Annotated in this window: 24 protein-coding genes; 3 read left to right on the top strand and 21 right to left on the bottom strand. The window is 67.6% G+C overall.

Translation table 11 applies throughout. The features are described 5' to 3' along the window. Positions 1-59: 59 nt before the first annotated feature. The 7 genes from KO490_RS04185 to KO490_RS04155 all read right to left on the bottom strand — a co-directional run bounded on the left by KO490_RS04185 (position 60) and on the right by KO490_RS04155 (position 7032). Positions 60-548, bottom strand: coding sequence for an RNA pyrophosphohydrolase (locus tag KO490_RS04185; protein ID WP_216018435.1), 489 nt, complete (start codon positions 546-548; stop codon positions 60-62). Between the two features lies 1 nt (position 549). Further along, positions 550-1947: a S41 family peptidase gene (locus KO490_RS04180; RefSeq protein WP_216018149.1), complete on the bottom strand. Its 1398-nt coding sequence runs from the start codon at positions 1945-1947 to the stop codon at positions 550-552. 16 nt (positions 1948-1963) lie between these two features. Continuing rightward, entirely contained in the window at positions 1964-3133 is a 1170-nt protein-coding gene (locus KO490_RS04175) for a murein hydrolase activator EnvC (RefSeq protein WP_216018148.1), read from the bottom strand. Beyond that, positions 3130-4644: a 2,3-bisphosphoglycerate-independent phosphoglycerate mutase gene (gpmI, locus tag KO490_RS04170; protein ID WP_216018147.1), complete on the bottom strand. Its 1515-nt coding sequence runs from the start codon at positions 4642-4644 to the stop codon at positions 3130-3132. The genes KO490_RS04175 and gpmI overlap by 4 nt, the downstream gene beginning before the upstream one ends. Before the next feature lie 63 nt (positions 4645-4707). Continuing rightward, positions 4708-5175, bottom strand: coding sequence for a 23S rRNA (pseudouridine(1915)-N(3))-methyltransferase RlmH (rlmH, locus tag KO490_RS04165; protein ID WP_216018146.1), 468 nt, complete (start codon positions 5173-5175; stop codon positions 4708-4710). Positions 5176-5179: 4 nt separating this feature from the next. Next, positions 5180-5608, bottom strand: a complete 429-nt coding sequence (gene rsfS, locus KO490_RS04160) for a ribosome silencing factor (protein ID WP_216018145.1) — start codon at positions 5606-5608, stop codon at positions 5180-5182. 71 nt (positions 5609-5679) lie between these two features. Beyond that, positions 5680-7032, bottom strand: coding sequence for a mechanosensitive ion channel family protein (locus tag KO490_RS04155; protein WP_252727011.1), 1353 nt, complete (start codon positions 7030-7032; stop codon positions 5680-5682). A 296-nt stretch (positions 7033-7328) separates the two neighbouring features. Here KO490_RS04155 and leuC point away from each other — a divergent pair, with 296 nt between their 5' ends. Continuing rightward, positions 7329-8762 (top strand): 3-isopropylmalate dehydratase large subunit, encoded by a 1434-nt coding sequence (leuC, locus tag KO490_RS04150; RefSeq protein ID WP_216018144.1) that lies wholly within the window; start codon positions 7329-7331, stop codon positions 8760-8762. A gap of 44 nt (positions 8763-8806) precedes the next feature. Here the strand turns inward: leuC and KO490_RS04145 are convergent, their stop codons facing one another. After that, positions 8807-9391 (bottom strand): hypothetical protein, encoded by a 585-nt coding sequence (locus tag KO490_RS04145; protein ID WP_216018143.1) that lies wholly within the window; start codon positions 9389-9391, stop codon positions 8807-8809. Positions 9392-9475: 84 nt separating this feature from the next. Here KO490_RS04145 and leuD point away from each other — a divergent pair, with 84 nt between their 5' ends. Both leuD and KO490_RS04135 read left to right on the top strand, forming a co-directional pair. Beyond that, a complete protein-coding gene (leuD, locus tag KO490_RS04140) occupies positions 9476-10081 on the top strand; it encodes a 3-isopropylmalate dehydratase small subunit (RefSeq protein ID WP_216018142.1) in 606 nt (201 codons plus the stop codon). After that, positions 10072-11085: an endonuclease/exonuclease/phosphatase family protein gene (locus tag KO490_RS04135; protein ID WP_252727010.1), complete on the top strand. Its 1014-nt coding sequence runs from the start codon at positions 10072-10074 to the stop codon at positions 11083-11085. The genes leuD and KO490_RS04135 overlap by 10 nt, the downstream gene beginning before the upstream one ends. Here KO490_RS04135 and KO490_RS04130 read toward each other — a convergent pair. The 13 genes from KO490_RS04130 to KO490_RS04070 form a co-directional block, all read right to left on the bottom strand. Then, positions 11071-12315, bottom strand: a complete 1245-nt coding sequence (locus KO490_RS04130) for an adenosylmethionine--8-amino-7-oxononanoate transaminase (RefSeq protein ID WP_216018141.1) — start codon at positions 12313-12315, stop codon at positions 11071-11073. The two genes, KO490_RS04135 and KO490_RS04130, sit on opposite strands and share 15 nt — an antisense overlap. After that, entirely contained in the window at positions 12312-12968 is a 657-nt protein-coding gene (bioD, locus tag KO490_RS04125) for a dethiobiotin synthase (RefSeq protein WP_216018140.1), read from the bottom strand. Before bioD ends, KO490_RS04130 begins: the two co-directional genes overlap by 4 nt. Then, the gene (locus KO490_RS04120; RefSeq protein ID WP_216018139.1) at positions 12953-14086 is read right to left on the bottom strand and encodes an 8-amino-7-oxononanoate synthase; all 1134 of its coding nucleotides are present in this window, start codon (positions 14084-14086) and stop codon (positions 12953-12955) included. The genes bioD and KO490_RS04120 overlap by 16 nt, the downstream gene beginning before the upstream one ends. Positions 14087-14091: 5 nt before the next feature. After that, positions 14092-15144: a biotin synthase BioB gene (gene bioB, locus KO490_RS04115; protein WP_216018138.1), complete on the bottom strand. Its 1053-nt coding sequence runs from the start codon at positions 15142-15144 to the stop codon at positions 14092-14094. A gap of 79 nt (positions 15145-15223) precedes the next feature. Further along, positions 15224-15595, bottom strand: coding sequence for a hypothetical protein (locus KO490_RS04110; protein ID WP_216018137.1), 372 nt, complete (start codon positions 15593-15595; stop codon positions 15224-15226). Beyond that, positions 15589-16641, bottom strand: coding sequence for a flagellar type III secretion system protein FlhB (gene flhB, locus KO490_RS04105; protein WP_216018136.1), 1053 nt, complete (start codon positions 16639-16641; stop codon positions 15589-15591). Before flhB ends, KO490_RS04110 begins: the two co-directional genes overlap by 7 nt. After that, positions 16638-17372, bottom strand: coding sequence for a flagellar biosynthetic protein FliR (locus KO490_RS04100; protein WP_216018135.1), 735 nt, complete (start codon positions 17370-17372; stop codon positions 16638-16640). The genes flhB and KO490_RS04100 overlap by 4 nt, the downstream gene beginning before the upstream one ends. After that, positions 17372-19462 carry a flagellar biosynthesis protein FlhA gene (locus KO490_RS04095; RefSeq protein ID WP_216018134.1) on the bottom strand — a complete coding sequence of 697 codons (2091 nt, stop codon included), beginning with the start codon at positions 19460-19462 and terminating at the stop codon, positions 17372-17374. Before KO490_RS04095 ends, KO490_RS04100 begins: the two co-directional genes overlap by 1 nt. Next, positions 19459-19725, bottom strand: a complete 267-nt coding sequence (locus KO490_RS04090; protein WP_216018133.1) for a hypothetical protein — start codon at positions 19723-19725, stop codon at positions 19459-19461. Before KO490_RS04090 ends, KO490_RS04095 begins: the two co-directional genes overlap by 4 nt. Continuing rightward, complete coding sequence (motA, locus tag KO490_RS04085) at positions 19725-20591, bottom strand: flagellar motor stator protein MotA (RefSeq protein ID WP_216018132.1); 867 nt, start codon at positions 20589-20591, stop codon at positions 19725-19727. The genes KO490_RS04090 and motA overlap by 1 nt, the downstream gene beginning before the upstream one ends. 10 nt (positions 20592-20601) lie before the next feature. Next, positions 20602-21141, bottom strand: a complete 540-nt coding sequence (locus tag KO490_RS04080; RefSeq protein WP_216018131.1) for a MotE family protein — start codon at positions 21139-21141, stop codon at positions 20602-20604. Then, complete coding sequence (locus KO490_RS04075) at positions 21138-21479, bottom strand: hypothetical protein (protein WP_216018130.1); 342 nt, start codon at positions 21477-21479, stop codon at positions 21138-21140. Before KO490_RS04075 ends, KO490_RS04080 begins: the two co-directional genes overlap by 4 nt. Further along, positions 21476-21955 (bottom strand): flagellar basal body-associated FliL family protein, encoded by a 480-nt coding sequence (locus KO490_RS04070; protein ID WP_216018129.1) that lies wholly within the window; start codon positions 21953-21955, stop codon positions 21476-21478. Before KO490_RS04070 ends, KO490_RS04075 begins: the two co-directional genes overlap by 4 nt. Positions 21956-22008 lie beyond the last annotated feature (53 nt).

The raw sequence follows: 22008 nt of genomic DNA, 5'->3' as shown, positions 1-22008 counted from the left end.
ACTTCAGGGTAGTATGTTAACGATTGTTGCAGGCTCCGTCCCCCCGGAGCCTGCTTTTTTCATGCCAGCCGGTCGCGGAACGCCTCCAGCACCTCGGCATAGACCTGGCGCTTGAAGGGCACGATGCTGTCCAGCAGGTCGGCCGAGTTCATCCATTGCCAGGCGTCGAACTCGGGATGCTCGGTCTGGATGCGGATGTCGGCATCGGTCCCCCGGAACCGAAGCAACAGCCATTTCTGGCGCTGCCCGCCGAAGCGGCCCTTCCACATCCGGCCCAGCAGATCCTCGGGCAGGTCGTAGAACACCCAGTCCGGCGTCTCGTCCAGCACCTCGACCAGATCGGTCGGGACGCCGGTCTCCTCGACCAGCTCGCGCAGGGCGGCCTCTCGTGGGGTCTCGCCCGGATCGATCCCGCCCTGCGGCATCTGCCATGCGCCGGGGCGGTCGATGCGCTGACCCGCGAAGATCATGCCGCGATCATCGATCAGCACCACCCCCGCGCAGGGGCGATAGGGCAGCCCGCCGGGGCCAAGCCGTTCCTCGGACATCTCAGCCATCCGCATCCGCGCTGCCCTCGCCCGTGGCGGCGGGGGTCGCGTCGTCGGGCACCTGTTCGGCACTGAAGCTGACGGCGGCCAGCCCCTTCAGGATATCGACCGCATAGGCCAGCTGGTAATCCTCATCGCGCAGGGCAGCGGTGGCCTCGACCTCGGCGGCCTCCTCCTCCATCTGCTTGCGTTCGTCGTCGCTGATGTCGTTGCCCAGGGCACCGCGCAGATCGGCCTCGGACCGGGCGAAGCTGCTCTCGGTCAGGCTCTCTTCCTCTTCCTCGGTGCGGGGGCTGGGTTGGGCCACCAGGATGTCGGGCTGGATGCCCAGGGATTGGATCGACCGCCCCGAGGGCGTGTAGTAGCGCGCGGTCGTCAGGCGGATGGCGCTTTCGGCGGTCACCGGCATGACGGTCTGCACGCTGCCCTTGCCGAAGGACTTCTCGCCCACGACGATGGCGCGGCGATGATCCTGCAAAGCGCCGGTCACGATTTCCGACGCGCTGGCCGAACCGCCGTTGATCAGGACGACCATCGGCTTGCCCTGGGCCAGATCGCCATCCTCGGCGTTCCAACGCTCGCTCTCCTCGGGCAGGCGCCCGCGGGTGCTGACGATTTCTCCGGCATCGAGGAAGGCGTCGGACACGCTGATCGCCTGGTTCAGCAGACCGCCGGGGTTGTTGCGCAGATCCAGCACGAAGCCCGTGACCTTCTCGATCCCGCCCGCTTCCTCGACCGCCTTGTCCAGTTCGGCCTTCAGCGTGTCATAGGTCTCGTCGTTGAACGTGGAGACGCGCAGCACGACGGCGTGACCCTCGACGCGCGAACGCACCACCGTCAGCTTGATCGTGTCGCGGGTCATGGTCAGATCGAAGGGCTCGGTCCGCCCCTCGCGCAGGATGGTCACCGTGATCTCGGAGCCGACGGGGCCGCGCATCATGTCGACCGCGTCGTCCAGCGTCAGGCCCAGCAGCGATTCGCCGTCCACATGGGTGATGAAATCGCCCGATTGGACGCCCGCCTGCGCGGCGGGGGTGTCGTCGATGGGCGACACGACCTTGACCATGCCCTCTTCCTGGCTGACCTCGATCCCCAGACCGCCGAAGCTGCCGCGGGTCTGGGTCTGCATGTCGCTGTAATCGTCGGCGGCAAGGAAGCCCGAATGCGGGTCGAGCGAGGTCAGCATCCCGTTGATCGCGGCCTCGATCAGGGCCTTGTCGTCGGGCACCTCGACGTAATCGGCGCGGATCCGCTCGAAGACATTGCCGAACAGTTCCAGCTGCTCGTAGATCGAGCTGCCGCTGTCGGTTTCCTGTGCCAGAAGGGGTGCGGCGATCTGGGTGGTCGCAAGGAACCCTGCGAGCACGCCCCCAACCCCTGCGATCAGATAATGTCTCATGCGGCTTTTCCTTGCCTCAGTCCTGTTGCGGCTCGACGATGGGATTCAGCACGAACCACTCCGCCGGGTCCAGCGTTTCGTTTCCGCGGCGCAGTTCCAGATACAGCGTCTCGCTGCGTCCGGCTGCACCGCCTTCCTTGGCATCGGCCACGAATTGCGATCCGAATTCCTGTGCGGGCGCTTCCGAACCGCCCATCAGCCCGACCGGATCCCCGGCCTTGAGCACGTCGCCCACCTCTCCGAAGACCTGCGACAGCCCCGCGAATATCAGAAGATAGCCACGCGCGGGCTCCACGATCATCACATTGCCGTAATCCAGGAACGGACCGCGGTAGCGGATCGTCGCAGGCCAGGGCGTCTGGACAAGCGCGGCGGGCGCGGTGGCGATCACCCAGCCCGGGCGGCTGACGCCCGCGGCATCAGGTTCGTCATAGGTGCGCAGGATCGTGCCGATGGCCGGCAGGCGCAGGCTGCCCTGCGCGCCCTCGAAATCCTCCATCGGTGCGCCGATATCCGTCTCCATCCGCGCGATGCCCACGGCGAACTCGTCCAGGCTCGAAGCCGCCTCCTGCAGGGCGCTCAGCTCGGCCGGGTCCTCGCCATAGCGGGTCGGCATCGAACTGCGATCCCCCGAGGCGCTGACCAGCAGGCGACGTGCCTCCTGCATCGAGGCAAGGCCGCTTTCCAGCATCCCCGCCGCGTTCGTCTGCAATTCGCGCACGATGGCGATCTCGTCCAGGTCCGCCTGCAGATCCTCGGCCTGGGCACGCAGGCCCGGCGTGACGGCGGACAGGATCATCGCCGATCGCGCATTGGCCAGCGCGCCTGCCGGATGCAGCAGCATCGCGGTCTCGGGGCTGTCCTGCATCGAGGTCATCGCCCCCAGCACGCGGCTCAGCTGACCGCGCTGCGCCTCGAAGCGGTCGCGCAGCTCGGCCTCGCGCAGGCTGGCCTGACGCAAGCCCCCCCGCAGGGCCGACAGCCCCAGTTCGTAGGCGCGGATCACGTCGGTCATGGCGACGACCTGATCGTCCGCGTTCACCGCCTCGGGCAGTTCGGCCACGGCGGCGCGCAGCAGGGCTGCGGCCTCCTCGGCGTCCTCGACCGCCTGAGAGGCGGTCTGCGCGGCCAGGCCCGAGGACATCCCGAGCGTCACGGCCAGCGTCAGTGCGAAACGGAACTTCATTCGGCGATCAGGCTCTTTCCGGTCATCTCGGGCGGCAGATCCAGCCCCATCAGGTCCAGAACCGTCGGCGCAAGATCGGCAAGCCGGCCGTCGCGTACCGTGGTTCCGGGGGCCGCCCCGTAGACGATGACGGGGACCGGGTTCAGCGTATGCGCGGTATGGGGGCCGCCGCTTTCGGGGTCGATCATCGTTTCGCAATTGCCGTGATCGGCGCAGATGACGGCGGCGCCGCCCGTGCGGTCCAGCGCCTCCAGCATCATGCCCAGGCCCTTGTCGACGGCCTCGCAGGCGCGGGCGGCGGCGGCCAGGTCGCCGGTATGGCCCACCATGTCGGGATTGGCGAAGTTCACCACGATCATGTCGAAGCCCGCCTCGATGGCACCCACCAGCTTCTCGCTGACCTCGGGGGCCGACATCTCGGGTTGCAGGTCATAGGTGGCGACCTTGGGGCTGGGGGCCATGTGGCGTTCTTCGCCCGCTTCGGGCGTTTCCTTGCCGCCGTTCAGGAAGAAGGTGACATGGGGGTATTTCTCGGTCTCGGCCAGGCGGAACTGGCGCAGGCCCTTCGACGCGACCCAGGCGCCAAGCGTGTTGACCACCTGCTTCTTGGGGAACACGGCCTGCATGAAGCGGTCGTGATCCTTGCTGTAATCGACCATCCCCAGCACCGCCGCCCATTCCGGGCGCACCGAGACGTCGAAATCCGCGAAATCGGGATCGGCCAGCGTGCTCAGGATCTCTCGGGCGCGGTCGGCGCGGAAGTTCAGGCAGAAGAACCCGTCCCCGTCCAGCGCGCCGTTATAGCCGTCGATCACGAAGGGCTTGATGAACTCGTCGGTCTCGTCGCGGTCATAGGCGGCGGCCACGGCCTCCTCGGCGCTGCCCGCATCCTCGCCCTCGCCCACGGTGATCGCGCGGAAGGCACGTTCGACCCGGTCCCAACGCTTGTCGCGGTCCATGATGAAATAGCGCCCGATGACAGTGCCGATCCGCGCGCCCTGCGGCAGATCGCCTTCCAGCGCGGTCACGAACTCCATCGCCGATTGGGGGGCCACGTCGCGCCCGTCGGTCACGGCATGCAGCACCACCGGCACGCCCGCATCGGCCACGGCCTTCATCGCGGCGCGGACGTGATCGACATGGCCGTGAACCCCTCCGTCCGAGATGACGCCCATCAGATGCGCCGTCCCGCCGGTTTCCTTCAGCTTGGCGATGAAGCCCTGCAGGGCGTCGTTCCGGAAGAAGCTGCCATCCTCGATCGCAAGGTCGATCTGGCCCAGATCCATCGCCACGACCCGGCCCGCGCCGATATTGGTGTGGCCCACCTCGGAATTGCCCATCTGCCCCTTGGGCAGGCCCACATCGGGCCCGAAGGTGGTCAGCGTGCCATGCGGACATTCCCGCATCAGCCGGTCGAAATTGGGGGTCTGCGCCTGGTCGGGCGCGCTCTGGTCGGGCCTTGCAGACAGGCCCCAGCCATCGAGGATGCAAAGAACAACGGGTTTGGTCATGACTGCCTCGCGATTTTCCACATGCATACGCGGGCAAATCCGCCCCGGCAACCGACCCCGCGATCACACCCTGTGATAGGGGCTTCCCGCAAGGATGGTCGCCGCCCGGTAGATCTGTTCGGACAGCATCACCCGGACCATCATGTGGGGCCAGACGACGCGCCCGAAGCTGATCTGCCAATCGGCCCGCGCGCGCAGTTCGGGCGTCAGCCCGTCCGCGCCGCCGATCACGAAGCAGATGTCGCGCGCACCGTCGCGCCACCCGGCGATGCGCTCCGCGAACTGGGGGGATGTCGGCTGTTCACCGCGTTCGTCCAGCATGACCACGGCGGCACCTGCCGGGATCGCGCGGGACAGAAGCTCGGCCTCGGCGGACTGGCCAAGGCCCTTGCGGTCCTCGACCTCGGTCACGCCGACCGGGGGCAGGCCCAGTGCCCGCCCGGTCTTGGCGAACCGGTCGAGGTAATCCGCGACCAGCGCCGCCTCGGGGCCCTTCCTGAGCCGCCCCACGGCGACGATGTCGATGCGCATGAGATCAGGCCTGCGGCCGCACACCCTCGCGGACGCGGGTCAGAGCGTCGGCGGGCATCCACATCTTCTCCAGCTGGTAGAATTCGCGCACTTCGGGGCGGAACACGTGGACGATCACGTCGTCGGTGTCGATCAGCACCCAGTCGCCGGTATCCTTGCCCTCGATCCGGGGCGTGGTTCCGGTGGCGTGCTTCACGCGCTCGGCCAGCTTTTCCGCGATCGCGCCCACCTGACGCGAGCTGCGGCCCGAAGCGATCACCATGTGATCGGCCATGGCCGAACGTCCGCGCAGATCGATGGTGACGACCTCTTCGGCCTTGTCGTCATCGAGCGAGGTCAGAACGAGCGAAAGGACCTGGTCGCTGCTCAGTGCTTCCTTCGCATTATCGGTAGCCGGCCCCTGGGCCGACGGGACGTCTTGGGACAGGGTCATATCCTCCGGTCAACGCGCCGATCGCCCCCGGCGCAAGGGATGCCCCCAATGTAGCATCTTTTCGCCCCATCTCAATCGCCGCCGGGCGTTTCTTGGGCACGCTGGCCGGTATTCGCCGCGTTCTGGCCCAGAATCCGCACCTCTCGTTGGGGAAAGGGGATCTGGACGCCATTGGCCTTGAACCTGTCCCACAATGCCAGGAACACCATGCCCCGCACATTCGCGAGGCCGCCCTGCGCGTCCTCGATCCAGAAGCGCAGCACGTAATCGATGCTGCTGTCGCCGAAACCGTTGATCCAGCAGACCGGCCTGCGATCCGACATCACCCGGGGAACCGAGGACGCGGCCTCGATCGCCAGTTCGCTGACCCTGTGGGGATCGTCGTCATAGGACGTGCCGAAGCTCAGCTCGATCCGCACGAATTCGTCGCTGTGGGACCAGTTGACCACCTGCCCCGTGACCAGGTCCTCGTTCGGGATCAGGTATTCCTTGCCGTCGCGCGTCACGACGCTGACATAGCGCGCGCCCAGTTCCTCGATCCAGCCGAATGTGTCGCCGATGCTGATGACGTCGCCGGGCTTCACCGACTTGTCCAGCAGGATGATCACCCCGGACACCAGGTTCGACACCACCTTCTGCAGCCCGAAACCCAGGCCCACGCCGACCGCGCCCGAAAACACCGCAAGACCCGTCAGGTCGAAGCCCACCGCCTTGAGGCCCATCACCACCGCCAGGCTGAACAGCACCACCTGGATCAGCTTAGCCGTCAGCACCCGCATCGTGGGCGAGATGTCCTGGCTGGCCGCCAACCTGCCCGCGACGATGCCCGACAGCATCCGCGCGCCCGCGATCATCAGGCCGGTGATCACCAGCCCCTTCAGCACGGTCAGCGCCGAGAGGCGAAATTCGCCGAAGGATATGGCCATGCCGTCCAGCGCGGCGGTCGTCTCGTCCAGCAGGCCCAGCAGCAGCAGCGTGATCCAGATCCACGCCCCCCATGTGACCAGCCTGCGCAGAAACCGGTTCCGGATGATCCGCGCGACGAAGAAGATGACGACCCAGCCCGTGGCGATGGCCGCCGCCAGCGCGATCAGCTGACTGCGCGAGGGCCAGGTGATCTGGGTCATCACCTCGACCACGATCCACGACAGCAGCGCGAAGATGATCAGCGTCAGGCGGCGATCGACCAGCAGGCCCAGCCGCAGCCGCCATTTCGGCCAACCGTCGCGGCTACGCAGCCACCCCGTCCAGCGCGGCGACAGCGCCCGCGCCAGCGCCCAGGAAATCGCCAGCAGCACCGCGATGGCCGCCAGCTGATACAGCCGCATGGGCAGCAGCATCGAATCGACGAACCCCGCCACGCGCAGCAATGCGCCCTGCAATGCGGCGGTCATCGCGGATACGTCCGGGTCCAGTCCTTCCAAGCCTTGCGCCCCCCTTGCTGTCCTTAACAATGTTGCGGGATGCGCGCTTGTTCCGAACGATTCATGCCGCCATCACGTCCTTTTCCAAAGGTAGAGGCTTGCCATCGCCCATGTCCCGGCCTTATTTTCCCCCCATGTTTCGGTATTTCGACATTCACGACCGCGCGCGCCTGCCGTCGCGGTTCTACGGTGAGACGCTCGGCGTCACCGCTCGGGGCTGATCGGCCCTGGGGTCTGCCCGCATGGGCGACCGCCCGATCAGCCATGCCAGAACGACACAGCCGAAAGTATCAGCCATGACGACGAATGAATTCGCGGGTCCGCGCACGCTCTATGACAAGATCTGGGACGCCCATGTGGTGGACCGGCAGCAGGACGGGACCTGCCTTCTGTATATCGACCGGCACCTGGTCCACGAGGTGACCAGCCCGCAGGCCTTCGAGGGTCTGCGCATGACCGGCCGCAAGGTCCGCGCCCCCGAACGCACCATCGCCGTGCCCGATCACAACGTGCCCACCACTTGGGACCGCGAGAGCGGCATCGACAATGCCGAAAGCCGCATCCAGGTCGACGCGCTGGACCGCAACGCCCGCGATTTCGGGGTGAACTACTATCCGGTGAACGACATCCGCCAGGGGATCGTGCATATCGTCGGCCCCGAACAGGGCTGGACCCTGCCGGGCATGACCGTCGTCTGCGGCGACAGCCATACCGCGACCCATGGCGCATTCGGCGCGCTGGCCCACGGGATCGGCACCTCCGAGGTGGAACATGTGCTGGCCACCCAGACGCTGATCCAGTCGAAATCGAAGAACATGAAGGTCGAGATCACCGGCCGCCTGGCCCCCGGCGTCACCGCCAAGGACATCGTGCTGCGCATCATCGCGGAAACCGGCACGGCGGGCGGCACCGGCCATGTCATCGAATATTGCGGAGAGGCGATCCGCAACCTGTCGATGGAAGGTCGCATGACCATCTGCAACATGGCGATCGAGGGCGGCGCGCGTGCGGGCCTCATCGCCCCGGACGAGACCACCTTCGCCTATGTGAAGGGACGCCCCCATGCCCCCAAGGGCGCCCAGTGGGAGGCCGCGCTGGCCTGGTGGCGCACGCTGCATTCCGATGACGGCGCGCATTTCGACAAGGTCGTCACCATCCGCGGCGAGGATATCGCCCCCACCGTCACCTGGGGCACCAGCCCCGAGGACGCGCTGCCCATCACCGCCACCGTCCCCGCCCCCGAGGATTTCAAGGCCGGCAAGGTCGATGCGGCCCGCCGTTCGCTGGAATACATGGACCTGAAGGCGGGCACCGCCCTGACCGACATCGCCATCGACGCGGTCTTCATCGGGTCCTGCACCAATGGCCGGATCGAGGATCTGCGCGCTGCCGCCGACGTGCTGCGCGGCCGCAAGCTGGCCCAGGGCGTGCGCGGCATGGTCGTGCCCGGTTCGGGCCTCGTGCGTGCGCAGGCCGAGGAAGAGGGTCTGGACGTCATCTTCAAGGATGCGGGCTTCGAATGGCGGCTTGCGGGCTGTTCGATGTGCCTTGGCATGAACCCCGACCAGCTGGCACCGGGCGAACGCTGCGCGGCCACCAGCAACCGCAACTTCGAGGGGCGTCAGGGCTACAAGGGCCGCACCCACCTGATGAGCCCCGCGATGGCCGCGGCGGCGGGCGTGGCGGGTCATCTGGTCGATGTGCGCGAATTCTCGCACGAACCGGCCTGATCCCCGTGGCCGCACCGCGACCCGACGCGCGGAGGGCGCCCCCGTCAGCCCCGGCTGACCGGGGCGTTCGGACGCATCAGCAGGACGCCCGCGTTCAGCGCGATCAGCACGAGGCCCGTGTTCTCGAACAGGAAGTTGTTCGGGACACCAAGGGCGCGCATTCCGATCAGCCTGTCCATGTGATGGAAGCTGGCCGCGCGCATCATCACGAAGCCCGTGACGATCACCAGCCCGGCCAGCGCCACGCCGTTCCGGCGCAGGTTGCCCCGCAGGCTGAAGGTCATGGCGATCAGCCCCGCGACCATCACCGCGCCCAGCGTGGCGATAAAGCCCACCTGGACCAGCCGCCTTTCGCCGTACCATCCCTGCGCATGCGCAAGGCAGCGGCCGGCGGCGGTCAGCGCGCTTTGCAGATCCAGCTGCTTGTTGACGGCCAGCGCCGCCAGCATCACGGCCAGCAGCGCCCAGAACAGGCGCCCGCCCTGGCCTGCCATGCGCGACCAGACCCGCGCCGACAGCAGCGCCGCGACCACATAGGCCAGCACCGTCAGCCATCCCGTGATCTGCGGATCGCCGATCTCCAGGCTCCAGCGTTCGGCCACGCAGGCCGTCAGTTCATTCCACGTCATCCGGTCTTTCCGTGCCATGCATCGACGGGGTTCTATCCCCGCCCGCGGGCAATCGGAAGCCGCAGCAACAACATGTGAGGATACATGGACAGCTTCACCACCCTGACCGGCATCGCCGCCCCCATGCCCCTCGTCAATATCGACACGGACATGATCATCCCCAAGCAGTTCCTGAAGACGATCAAGCGTTCGGGCCTGGGCATCAACCTGTTCGACGAGATGCGCTATGATCGCGACGGCAACGAGCTGCCCGATTTCGTGCTGAACCAGCCCGCCTATCGCGACAGCCAGATCCTGGTCGCGGGCGACAATTTCGGCTGCGGTTCCTCGCGCGAACACGCGCCCTGGGCGCTTCTGGATTTCGGCATCCGCTGCGTGATCTCGACCAGCTTCGCGGACATCTTCTTCAACAACTGCTTCAAGAACGGCATCCTGCCGGTCGTCCTGCCGCAGGATGCGGTCGATGCCCTGATGGAGGATGCGAAGAACGGCTCGAACGCCCGCATGACGGTGGACCTGGAATCGCAGACGGTCACCAGCTCGGACGGGACGGCCTTCGCGTTCGAGATCGACCCCTTCCGCAAGCATTGCCTGATGAACGGCCTGGACGATATCGGCCTGACCATGGAGAAGGCCCCCTTGATCGACGATTTCGAGACCCACATGGCGCAGGCGCGTCCTTGGATCTGAGGGCGCTTGTCCTTGCCGCACTGATGGTGACGCCAGCCATGGCCGATCCGGTGCGGCTTGCCACCTGGAACCCCGGCCTGAGCAGACAGGGGCCGGGGCTTCTGCTGCGCGACATCGCCGCCCGCGAGGGACAGGTCGTGGCGGCCGCGCGCATCATCGCCCATCTGCGCCCCGATGCTATCCTGCTGACGGGCTTCGACTGGGACCTCGAGGGACGCGCCCTGATCGCCTTCGGGGACCTCCTGGCCGAAATGGGTCACCCCATGCCCCACCGCTTTGCCGCCCGCCCCAATTCGGGAATGGCCACGGATCGCGACATGGACGGCAATGGCCGCCTGGGCGAGGCCCGCGACGCGCAGGGCTATGGCGATTTCACGGGGCAGTCGGGCATGGCGATCCTGTCGCGCTGGCCGATCGGGCCGGTGTCGGACTACACCGCGCTTCTGTGGCGTTCGATGGACGGCAACCGCATGCCGGACGGGCCGAATGGCGACATCCAGCGCCTGTCCACCACCGCGCATTGGGATGCGGTCATCAAGACGCCGGACCGCCCGCTGCACCTGCTGGCGATGTCCGCGACCCCGCCCGCATTCGAGGATCGCAACATCGCCCGCAATCACGACGAACTGGCCTTCTGGCTGAACCGCCTGCCGAATGCGCCATTCGCGGTGATCGGCAACCTGAATGTCGATCTGTCGGACGGGGATGGCGATCCCTCGGCGCTGCTGCGGATGCTGGATGTCACGCAGGACCCGCAGCCGCGCGGAGCGTTCCAGCCGCCCCAGACCGGCCCGAACGCCGGGCATTCGGGCGATGCGGCGCTGGACACGGCCGAATACGACCGCGATCCCGGCAATCTGCGGCTGGATTACATCCTGCCCGCCAAGGGACTGACGGTGACGGGCGCAGGCGTCTTCTGGCCCGCGCCGGACGATCCGCTGGCAGGCGCGGCGGGACTGGCATCCCACCGCAAGCCCGTCTGGATCGAATTAGAACTGGAATGAGGCGATGACGTCCCAGGCCAGGTCCAGATCCGCCTCGGTCACGCAATAGGGCGGCATGACATAGCAGGTATTGCCCAAGGGGCGCAGCAGCACGCCACGATCCATCGCATGGGCACGCAGGCGAGGCCCGGCTTCGGCCAGGTATCCGCCCTCGGGGACCTTCATGTCGATGGCCGCGACCGTGCCCCATCTGCGCGGGTTCTCGAAGCGCGGATCGGCGGCCAGTTTCTCCAGCCGCTCGGCCTGCCAGTCGCCAAGGCGGTCCAGCACCTGCTGCATCGGGCTTTCCTGCCACAGGCGCACCTGCGCAAGTGCGGCCGCGCAGGCGATCGGGTTCGCGGTATAGCTGCTGGAATGATAGAAGGTCCGCCGCCGATCGGTCGAACGATGCGCATCGAAGATGCGGCGGCTGGCCAGCGTCGCCGCCAGAGGGATCACACCCCCTGTCAGCCCCTTCGAGGTGCACATGATGTCGGGCGCGATCCCCGCGTGATCGCAGGCCCACAGGCGCCCCGTGCGACCCCAGCCCGTCATCACCTCGTCCACGATCATCAGCACGTCGTGGCGATCGCAGATCTCGCGCAGACCGCGCAGGACGTCCGCGCCATACATGCGCATGCCACCGGCGCCCAGGATCAGCGGCTCGACGATCAGCGCGGCCATCCGGCCCGATGCGGCCATCCCCTCGAAGGCGCACAGGGTCTCGGCACCGTCACCCGAGGGGAAGGGCAGCCGGTCCACCGCGAACATCAGCGGGTCGTAGGCGGCGTTGAAGACCCCGCGTTCGCCCACGCTCATCGTGCCGATCGTGTCGCCGTGATAGCTGTCCTCGATCACCGCGATGCGGTGGCGGCCGTCGCCCTCGTGCTGCCAGTATCCAAGCGCCATCTTCAGCGCGACCTCGACCGCGGTCGATCCGCTGTCGCTGTAGAAGACATGGCTCAGACCCTCGGGGGCCATGCCGACCAGCGCCTCGGCCAGTTCCTCGGCCGGGGCATGGGTCAGGCCCGCGAAGATCACCTGGTCCAGATGGCCCGCCGTGTCGCGGATCGCATCGGCAATGCGGGGGTGGTTGTGACCATGGGTGACGACCCACCAGCTGCTGACCGCGTCCAGCAGCCTGCCGCGATCGGTTTCGATGAAGGCACCCTCGGTGCTGATCGCGCGGGGCGGTTCGGGTTCGGTTCCGTGCTGAAAGAAGGGATGCCAAACGGCGCCGTCGATGCTCATGCGAAATCCTTCGGGCTGAAATTCGCGGCCATCGCGGCGGACAGCGTGTCGCGGTCCAGCCGGTCCAGGATCGGCAGGCGGCCAAGGACCTTCACCTGCCCCACCTGCCCGATGGTCGCCATGTTGTCGTCGTTCGGATGGCCCACGAAGGCTACACCGTGGACGGGAACGCCGCGCGCGCGCAGGCTCTCGATGGCGGACAGGCTGTAGCTGATCGTCCCGAGGCCGGTGCCCGCGACCAGGACGACCGGCAGGTTCCAGCGCGCGAACAGATCCGCGAACATCACCTGCCGGGTGACGGGGACCATGACGCCGCCCGCACCCTCGATCACCAGCGGATCGATATCGGGGGGCGTCAGCGCATCGATATCGATCGTCACGCCATCCAGTTCGGCGGCGCGATGGGGCGACAGGGGCTGACGCAGCAGGAACGCCTCGGGGTGGGTGGTCGCGCCCGACAGGCGCTCGACCTCGGCGCGGTCGCTGCCGATCTGGGCCGCGCCGCCCGCGACGGGGGCCGCGTTCGGCACGTTGCCCGCCAGCCCCGATTGCACCGGCTTCCAATAATCCGCGCCGATCAGGCCGCACAGGCCCGCGGCAAAGACCGACTTGCCCACATCGGTGCCGGTCGCGCTGATCACGTATCGGGCCATAATTCCTCCAGCAGTTCGGCCAGGCGGATCACGTCGGCCCGGCCCGCATTCAGCGTCAGGGATATCCGCAGCCGCGACGTGCCTTCGGGGACGGTCGGCGGGCGGATGCCGCGAATGTCGAAACCGCGCGCCTGCATGGCCGCGGCCAGTTCCATCGTGGGCGCGTTCTGCCCCACGATCAGCGGCACGATCTGGCTGCCGCTGACCTGCAGATGCGGCAGACGGCGGGCGATTTCCGCGCCGAAGCAGTCGATATGCCCCTGCAGGACGGCCTGACGCCAAGGCTCGTCGCGCAGGATCGCCAGCGATTCGAGGCCCACCGCCGCCATCAGCGGCGACGGCGCGGTGGCGAAGATGAAGGGACGGCAGCGGTTGACCAGGAAATCGATCAGCACTCGCGACGCGCAGATCAGCGCGCCCGAGCCGCCAAGCGCCTTGCCCAGGGTATGCAGCGTGACGACGTTGTCGCGACCCTCGAGGTGATGGGCCAGCCCGCGCCCCTGCTGACCATAGACGCCGGTCGCGTGGGCCTCGTCCACCATCAGGAAACCGTGTTCGTCGGCCAGCGCCATCAGGTCGTCCAGCGGCGCACGATCGCCATCCATGCTGTAGAGGCTCTCGACCGCGATCCAGACCGCGCCGGTATTGCCCTGCGCGCGCCAGCCCGCGATCACGTCCGCCGCGTGCCCCACATCGCCATGGCGGAAGGTCGCAACCCCCGCCCGGCCCGCGCGGGCGCCCTCATGCGTGCTGGCATGGGACAGTTCGTCCATCAGCAGCAGGTCGCCCCGCTGCGGCAGCGTGGTCAGGACGGCGAAATTCGCGACGTAACCGCCACCGAAGCCCAGGGCGGCCTCGGCCCCGAAGAAGCGGGCCGCGGCATCCTCGAACCGGGCCTGCGCCTCGGTCTGGCCGCGCAGCAGGCGGGAACCGGCGGCACCCACCGGGACGCCCGCATCCAGCGCGCGCCGCGCCGCGGCGACCAGGCGCTGCGACTGCGCCAGCCCGATATAATCGTTGGACGAGAAGTCGATTCCGCGGCGGTCGGACAGGACGCGCCTGCGCGACAAGCGCGCAAGCCCGTCCAGATCCCGCCGATAGACGGCAAGACGATCCATCGCGATCAGCGCAGGATCGGGATCGCCGGATCGGCCGCCAGCAGCTCGGCGCGGCGGGCGTCATCCTCGGGGTGGTGTTCATGCGCCTGCATCGGCTGGATCCCCAGCCGCTTGAACAGACGCATGTCGTCCTCCTCCTCGGGGTTTTCCTTGGTCAGCAGCGTGTCGCCCACGAAAATCGAGTTCGCGCCCGCCATGAAGCACATAGCCTGCATCTCGTCCGACATCTCGGTCCGGCCTGCCGACAGGCGGACATGGCTGCGCGGCATCATGATCCGCGCGGTCGCAATGGTGCGGACGAAATCGATGGGATCGACCGGATCGGCATCGGCCAAGGGCGTGCCCGGCACCGGGATCAGCTGGTTGATCGGCACGCTTTCGGGGGGCGAAGGCAGGTTCGCCAGCGTGACCAGCATGTCCACGCGGTCCTGATCGCCCTCGCCCAGGCCCAGGATCCCGCCCGAGCATACCTTGATCCCGGCCTCGCGGACGCGGTCCAGCGTGTCCAGGCGGTCGGCGAAGGTGCGGGTCGTGATGACCTTGTCGTAATGCGCCTCGGAGGTGTCGATGTTGTGGTTGTAGTAGTCCAGCCCCGCATCGGCCAGCTTGCGTGCCTGATCGGCATCCAGCATGCCAAGCGTCATGCAGGTCTCCATCCCCAGGTCGCGCACGCCCTCGATCATGGCCAGGATCTGCGGCATGTCGCGTTCCTTGGGGCTGCGCCATGCGGCGCCCATGCAGTACCGCGTGGCCCCGGCATCGCGGGCGCGCTTGGCCTCTCCGATGACGCGCTGCACCTCGATCAGCTTCGAGGCCGACAGGCCGGACGAATGCCGTGCCGACTGGCTGCAATATCCGCAATCCTCGGGGCAGCCGCCCGTCTTGATCGACAGAAGGCGGCTCATCTGCACGCGGTTCGGGTCGAAATGCTGACGATGCACGGTCTGGGCCTGATACAGCAGGTCCATCAGCGGCTGGTCATAGACGCGGCGCGCTTCCTCTGCGGTCCAGATATGCCGAGCATCCGGCTGATTGGGGTTCGGTTTGCTGTCCAACATGGCTGACCTCCGCATGTCCGAACCCGTGCCTAGCACCAGTGCGGCGTGGTTGTCCAATCCCCGCTTCGGACGCGGCGGTTCAGTATCGCGGCCCGCGCAGGCGATCCGCCTCGGACCGGGCAAGGTCCGCCAGCACCTGGGCGCGGCCGAATTCACGGGCGGCCTGCTGGCGCACCACCTCGAACCGGGGCAGCATCCGCTGCAGTTCCTGGTCGGCATGGGCCAGCTCGCGCGCCGAGCGTCCGGCCTGTGCATTGGCCGTCCGCGCCTCGGGCAGGGTCAGGGGGGCGGTGGTGTCGTAGCTCTGCCTCAGCGATTCCCGCGCGGCCTCGATCCGGTTCTGCGCGGCGGTCACATGTGCGGCGAAGGCGGCATAGGTCTTGAGCTGCCGTTCCGCCTTGATGCGGGCGATCCGTTCAAGCTGGGTCAGCTGATCAAGCCGCTTCACCATCCGCGGCGCGCCTTTTCCCGCATGCGTTCGGCAAATCGAATGGCCGCCGCGACGGCCGCGAAATGTTCGCGCATGATCTCATCGCCCACCTTGACCGAGGCATGGATCGCACGCGCGCATGGCGGATCGGACCAGAGCGGCACGCCATGTTCGCCGGCCTTCTCGCGGATGCGGGCGGCGACCTCGTCCACGCCCTTGGCCAGGCAGACGGGCGCGCGCCCCGATCCGCGCGACCATTGCAGCGCCACCGCGTAATGGGTGGGGTTCACGATGATCACGTCCGCCTTGGCGACATCCGCGATCATCTGCCCCGTCGCAAGATCGACCGCCCGCTGGCGGCGCGCGGCCTTCAGGTGCGGATCGCCCTCGGAATCCTTGAACTCGTCCTCCATCTCCTTGCGCGACATCCGGTTGCGTTTGCGATGTTCGAACCACTTGATCAGCATGTCGGGCAGCGTGAAGGCGATCGAGACCACCAGGCCCAGGGCCAGAACCTGCCAGATGATCAGTCCCAGCCCGCCGACCCACTGCCCGCCCGCCATGGCACTGCCCGCGATCCGGTCCAGCAGGGCCGCGAACAGGAACCAGCCGCCAGCGCAGACGACCGCCGCCTTGCCGACCGAGATCGCGAAGGTCGTCAGCCCGCTGCCCCCGAATTTCTGCTTGGCGTTCTTGATCGGATCGATGCGCTTGAGGTCGGGCGCGATCTTGTCGGGCGCGAAGGCCAGCCCCCGCGTGGCGATCAGGCCGACCAGGATCGCCCCCGCGATGACCGCCGCCAGCGCGACCGTGGCCGCCCCCGCCCAAAGCGCCAGGGGCGCGGCCACGCCCATGTCGCGCCAGCCCTCCGAACCCAGCGCGCGCATCGCCATCGCGATCCATTGCCTGACCGCGACGCCTGCCCCCAGCGTGAAGGCCACCACCGCGCCCAGATACATCAGGGTGACGTTCAGTTCGGTCGAACGCGGGATATCGCCCTTTTCGCGGGCGCGCTGCAGGCGCTGCTCGGAAGGGTCGAACTGCTTGTCGTCCTTGTCCTCGCTCATCGGGGGGCCGGCAGCATGAAGCCCAGGACCGCATCGGCCCAGATCGCGATCAGCATGGGCGACAGGACGGTCAGCGCGATCAGCGCCAGCATGATCGAGGCGGGCGCACCGATGAACACGACCGGCAGCGCGGGCATGACGCGGCTGATGACACCCGACAGCGCCTGATAGAGGAAACCGCCAAGCGTGAAGGGCGCGGCCAGGATCAACGCAAGGCGGAAGCTGTCGGTGACGATGCCGATGACGGCCATCGTCAGCCCCTCGACCCGGGGCAGCGATGCGGGGGGCCAGATCGCGAAGCTGTCGGCCAAGAGCTGCACCAGCATGATCGGCAAGCCCAGCGCCATCAGGATCGCGATGCCGCCCAGATGCAGCATGTTGCCGATGGGGTGGGGCGCGGCCTCGTTCTGGACGCCCATGATCTGCGACAGGGATGCGGTCGCCGCGATCGCGGTCGTCGCGATGTCGATGGCCAGCGCCATCAGACGCAGCATCATGCCGGTCGCAAGGCCCAGCACCGTCTCGGCGCCGATCTGGGCGATCAGGCCGATGGGCTGTCCGGGCATCGCGCGCAGGCCGACCTGCCCCGCCAGAAGCGGCGTCAGCGCCAGCGCCAGCGCGATCTTCACCCGGCCCGGCACCACGCGTTCACCCAGGCCCGGCAGGACCAGCAGCGCCGCCTGCAGGCGGGCATAGACCAGGATCAGCGACCAGTCGAACCAATCGGGCATCACGCGGCCTCGACCGTTCCCAGGATGCGCGTCTCGATCGCGGGGTCCACCTCTTCGAGGCCGAGGACCGGGATCGCCATGCCGTTTGCCGCCAGCACCGCGCGCACCATCCGGCGGCGGTGATCGGGCGCCAGAAGCACCGTCCGCGGCACGGGTTCGGCCTGCGACAGCGCCTTGCGCGTGGCATCGACCAGCTTCTTGGACATGGCCGGCGTCATCGCCCCGCCGCCGGGGCGGCCCGTTTCGGTATCCGCGCGCACGAATTCGGCCTCCCATGCCGGGTGCAGCTGCAGGACGGCGATGCGCCCGGCATCGTCGCTGTAGTGCTGGGTGATCTGGCCGCGCAGACGCTTGCGGACCAGCTCATAGACCGTCTCGATCTGCTCGATCCCGCGGAACTCGCTGATGGCATCGACGATCAGCGGCAGGTTGCGGATCGAGATGCGCTCCTCGAGCAGCGCGCGCAGGATCGCCAGAAGCGTCTCGGGGGTGACCTTGTCGGGGATCATGCCGTCGAAATACTTGCGATAGCGTTCGGCCCGCGCCGTGTCGGACAGGGTCTTCAATTCCTCGATCTGGCGCTGCATCGCGCCAAGCGTCAGAAGCGCGGGCAGATGGGCCTTCACCACCTCCATCAGATGGGTGGACAGGACCTCCATCGGAGTGACGACCGTGGCCCCCATGACCGAGGCTTCATCCTGGTCGGCGGACTGGATCCAGCGCGCGGGGCTGGCATAGACCGGCTCTCGGACACTGGTGCCGCGCAGGTCGGCCAGCACGGCCTCGGGGCCCAGGGCCAATATCTCGTGCGGGCGCAGCGTGCCCCTGCCCCGGACGACGCCCTGGATGCGGATCTGGTAATCCCCGGGCGACAGGTCGTCGGTATCGGTGATCCGCACATCGGGCAGGATCAGGCCGAAGCTGCGGGCAATATGGATGCGCAGGTTCTGGATGCGGCTGCCCAGCCCGCGCGCCTGGTCCAGCGCGACGACGATCAGGTCCGATCCGATCTCGACGCTGATCTCGTCCGTGTCGATGACATCGCCGATCCGCGCGGCGGGGCGTGCGGCTGCGTCCTGCGCGGGTGCCACGGGCTCCTCGGCCTGCGGGCGGGTGGCGATCCGCCATGACAGCGTCAGCAGCGACGCCGCGATCGCCAGGAACAGCAGGCGCGGCATTCCGGGAATGAACGAGATGACGATCATCGCGCCCGCGACCATCGCGGCAGGCTGCCAGCTTCGCGTGAATTCCGCCGACAGCAGATCCGCCGTCGTGTCCGTCGCGCCGCCGCGCGACAGCAGCAGCGCCGCCGCCATCGAGGTGATCAGCGCGGGAATCTGGCTGACCAGACCGTCGCCGATGGTCAGGTGGGAATAGGTCGAGGCGGCCTCGGCGATGGGCATCCCGTGAACGGTCACGCCCACGGCCAGACCGATCGCCAGGTTGATCATGGTGATGACGAAGCCTGCCACGGCATCGCCCTTGACGAATTTCGATGCACCGTCCAGCGATCCGAAGAAGCTGATCTCGCGCTGCTCCTGGACCCGGCGGCGCTTGGCCTCCTGGTGGTCGATCGCCCCGGCGTTCAGATCGCCGTCGATGGCCAGCTGCTTGCCCGGCAGCGAATCCAGCGCGAAGCGGGCCGCGACCTCGGCCATGCGGCCTGAACCCTTGGTGATGACCATGAAGTTCACGACCGAGATCACCGCGAAGACCGTGATGCCGACAAGGACCGAACCGCCCGCCACGAAATCGGCAAAGCCGTTGATGACCTGCCCAGCCGCCTGCCCGCCATTCTGACCTTCGGTCAGGATCAGCCGGGTCGAGCTGACGTTCAACGACAGGCGGATCACGAGGCTGACCAGCAGCAGCACCGGGAAGGCCTGGAAATCGGTCGGCTTCTGCACCAGCGACGCCATGACAAGGACCAGCGTGGCCGTGGCGATGGAAATGGCGATGCCCAAATCCAGCACCGAGGCCGGAAGCGGGATCACGAGCGAGATCACCACCAGGACCAGCCCTCCCGTCACCAGAAGCGGCGCGTCCAGCAGCCTGCCCGGTTTGCGCCCCGGCGCGGCCGCGGCGCTCATTCGGGCACCTCGGAGGGTCGGACCGGATCACGCAGCAGATCGTCCAGCGACCATGCCCGCCCGGTAAGCAGCCCGATGCGGCGAAGATAGGCGATGGCGCTGATCCGGTCCGCGCTTTCCATCGCCATCAGCTCGACGCGGTAATCGCGGGGCAGCCGCTGCCCCGTCAGAAGCCATTCCGATGCCTGCTGGCGATAGGCCTCGATGCCGCCGGCCGAGGCGGCAGATGCCACGAATGCCATTCCCATGACCGCCGCGCGCATCAGGCGGCCTTCTTCAGTTCGCGCAGTGCCGATTCCAGATCGTCGAAGCTGGGGCGGACATGTTCGGGAACCGATTGACGCCCGACCTCGACGCAGAGATTGGTCGCGTGCTGGTGCAGCCCCGCGATCAGCACCGATTTCACCACGTCGTAGAAACCCATGTCCTGCTTGACGACGCCCATCAGCCGGTTCGCCAGCGGAGCCACGAACCCGTAGGACAGAAAGACCCCCAGGAACGTCCCGACCAGCGCGCCCCCGATCATCTTGCCCAGAACGGCGGGCGGCTGATCGATCGAGCTCATGGTCTTGATGACGCCCAGCACGGCTGCCACGATGCCCAGGGCGGGCAACGCGTCGGCCATGTTCTGCAATGCATGGGGCACGTGCATCTGCTCTTCGCGCAGGGTGGCGATGCGGCGCGACAGCATATCCTCGACCTGATAGGGATCGTCGTAGTTCAGGCTGGCCGACCGCAGCGTATCCGCGATGAGCGAGACGACCTCGTGCTCGGCCAGCAACCGGGGATAATCGGCAAAGATCGGGGATTCGGACGGGTTCTCGATGTGGGTTTCCAGCGCGACCGGGTTCTCACGCGCGATCTTGAGCAGGCGGAACAGCAGGCAGAGCACGTCGTGATGGTCCTGCTGCGTCCATTTCGGCCCCTTGAAGGCCCGCATCAGCCCCCCCACCGTCGCCTTCAGCGTATGCCCGTCATTCGACAGGACATAGGCACCGACCGCGGCCCCCATGATCATCATCAGCTCGAATGGCAGCGCGTGCAGGATGACGCCCATCTTGCCCCCGGCTAGAAGATAGCCGCCGAACACCATGACCAGCGTGAAGATTATACCGACGAAGCCGAACATGGGCGTTTCCTTATGGGTTGCGGACGCTGCGCGCGCCCATCTGGGCGGTCAGCAGCGCGGCCTGGCGGGGCTCGACGGCGGCGATGATGCGGGCGCCGGCCTCGGGGCGGACGCGCATCAGGATCTCGGCCGCGAAATCGGCGGGAAGATTGGTCAGGATCGCCGCGGCCTCGGCGGGCTTCATCTGGTCGTAGACCGCGATCAGCTTGTCGATATCGGTGCGCACGGCCTGCGTGTCGCCCTGGCGTCCGGCCGTGATCGCGCCCTTTTGCGTGCGCAGTTCGGCCAGCCTTTCGCGCAAGGTCGTCTCGGCCTGCGCCAGTTCGGCCTTTTGCGTCTCGATCGAGGCCATGTAGCGTTCGATCCGCAGGGCGCGGTCGCGCAGCTCTTCGGCCAGGGCCACGGCTTCGGGGACGTCGCTGCAGCCCTCCAGCAGCTCGGGCGGCTCGGCCACCGCCGACAGCAGGTCGGGCATCCGCGCGTTCGCGACCAGCGCCAGGGCCGGAAGCGCCAAGGCCATGCCCAGCGCGGGCAGGATGCGGCGTCTCATTGCCCCACCTCGGAACGCTTGCGCAGACGGCGCGCGGTCGGGGCGGGGGCGGCGCTTGCCAGTTCGATCCGCTGGCGCAGATCCCAGATGGCGCGTTCGCGGCGGGCGGTCTCGATCTCGTCGGCCAGGATCTCGCTTGCGGCCGTCGCCTCGTCGCGGGCGGCACGGATCGCGCGTTCCAGCCGGTCCACCTCGGCGGCCATGACGGCGATCGCGCCGCCCAAGCCGCTTTCCAGGTCGTTCAGCTTGCGCAGCCTGCGCATCAGCGACAGGCAGAAGCCGCCCAAGGCCAGGCCCCCGATCAGCAGCGCCAGCTGCAGCAGATGATCCATGCTCATTTGAAACGAAACTCCGTGATCAGAAGGTCCTTGATGGCGTCCTGGCCCAGCACCATGCGCGACCGCGACAAAAGCTCGGTGCGGATGATCTCCAGCACGCCGCGCTTGTCGTAGGCCTGCGCATCCACCCCCGACAGGAAGGTCGTGAACGCATCCGAAAGGCGCGGCATCAGATGTTCGACATCCGCGTGATGGGCGGCATCGGTCTCGACCGTGGCGGACAGCACCAGGCTGCGGCCGCCCCCGCCGGGGATGATCGTCTCGATCATGGGGATGTCGACGAATTCGACCCCCGCATGGGCCGAGGCTTCGGTGGCGGTCTTGTCGCCCGCCAGCAGCTGCCCCGGCGACCAGACCCCGAGAAAGGTCGAGGCGAAGCCCGCCCCTGCAAGGACAAGCGCCGCGGCGGCGGGGATCAGCATCCCCTTCTTCGATTTCGGCGCCTGTTCGGCCGGCGCGGCGAGAGCGGTCGTCATCGTGATTCTCCGTCCTGACCGGACCGGAATAGCAAGACGCGACTAACCGATTC

This window comes from Paracoccus sp. C2R09 (assembly GCF_018860625.1).
In the GTDB taxonomy this organism is placed as follows: Bacteria; Pseudomonadota; Alphaproteobacteria; order Rhodobacterales; family Rhodobacteraceae; genus Paracoccus.
The sequence above is the reverse complement of the archived record's forward strand: the minus strand, read 5'-3'. Positions and strand labels throughout refer to the sequence as shown.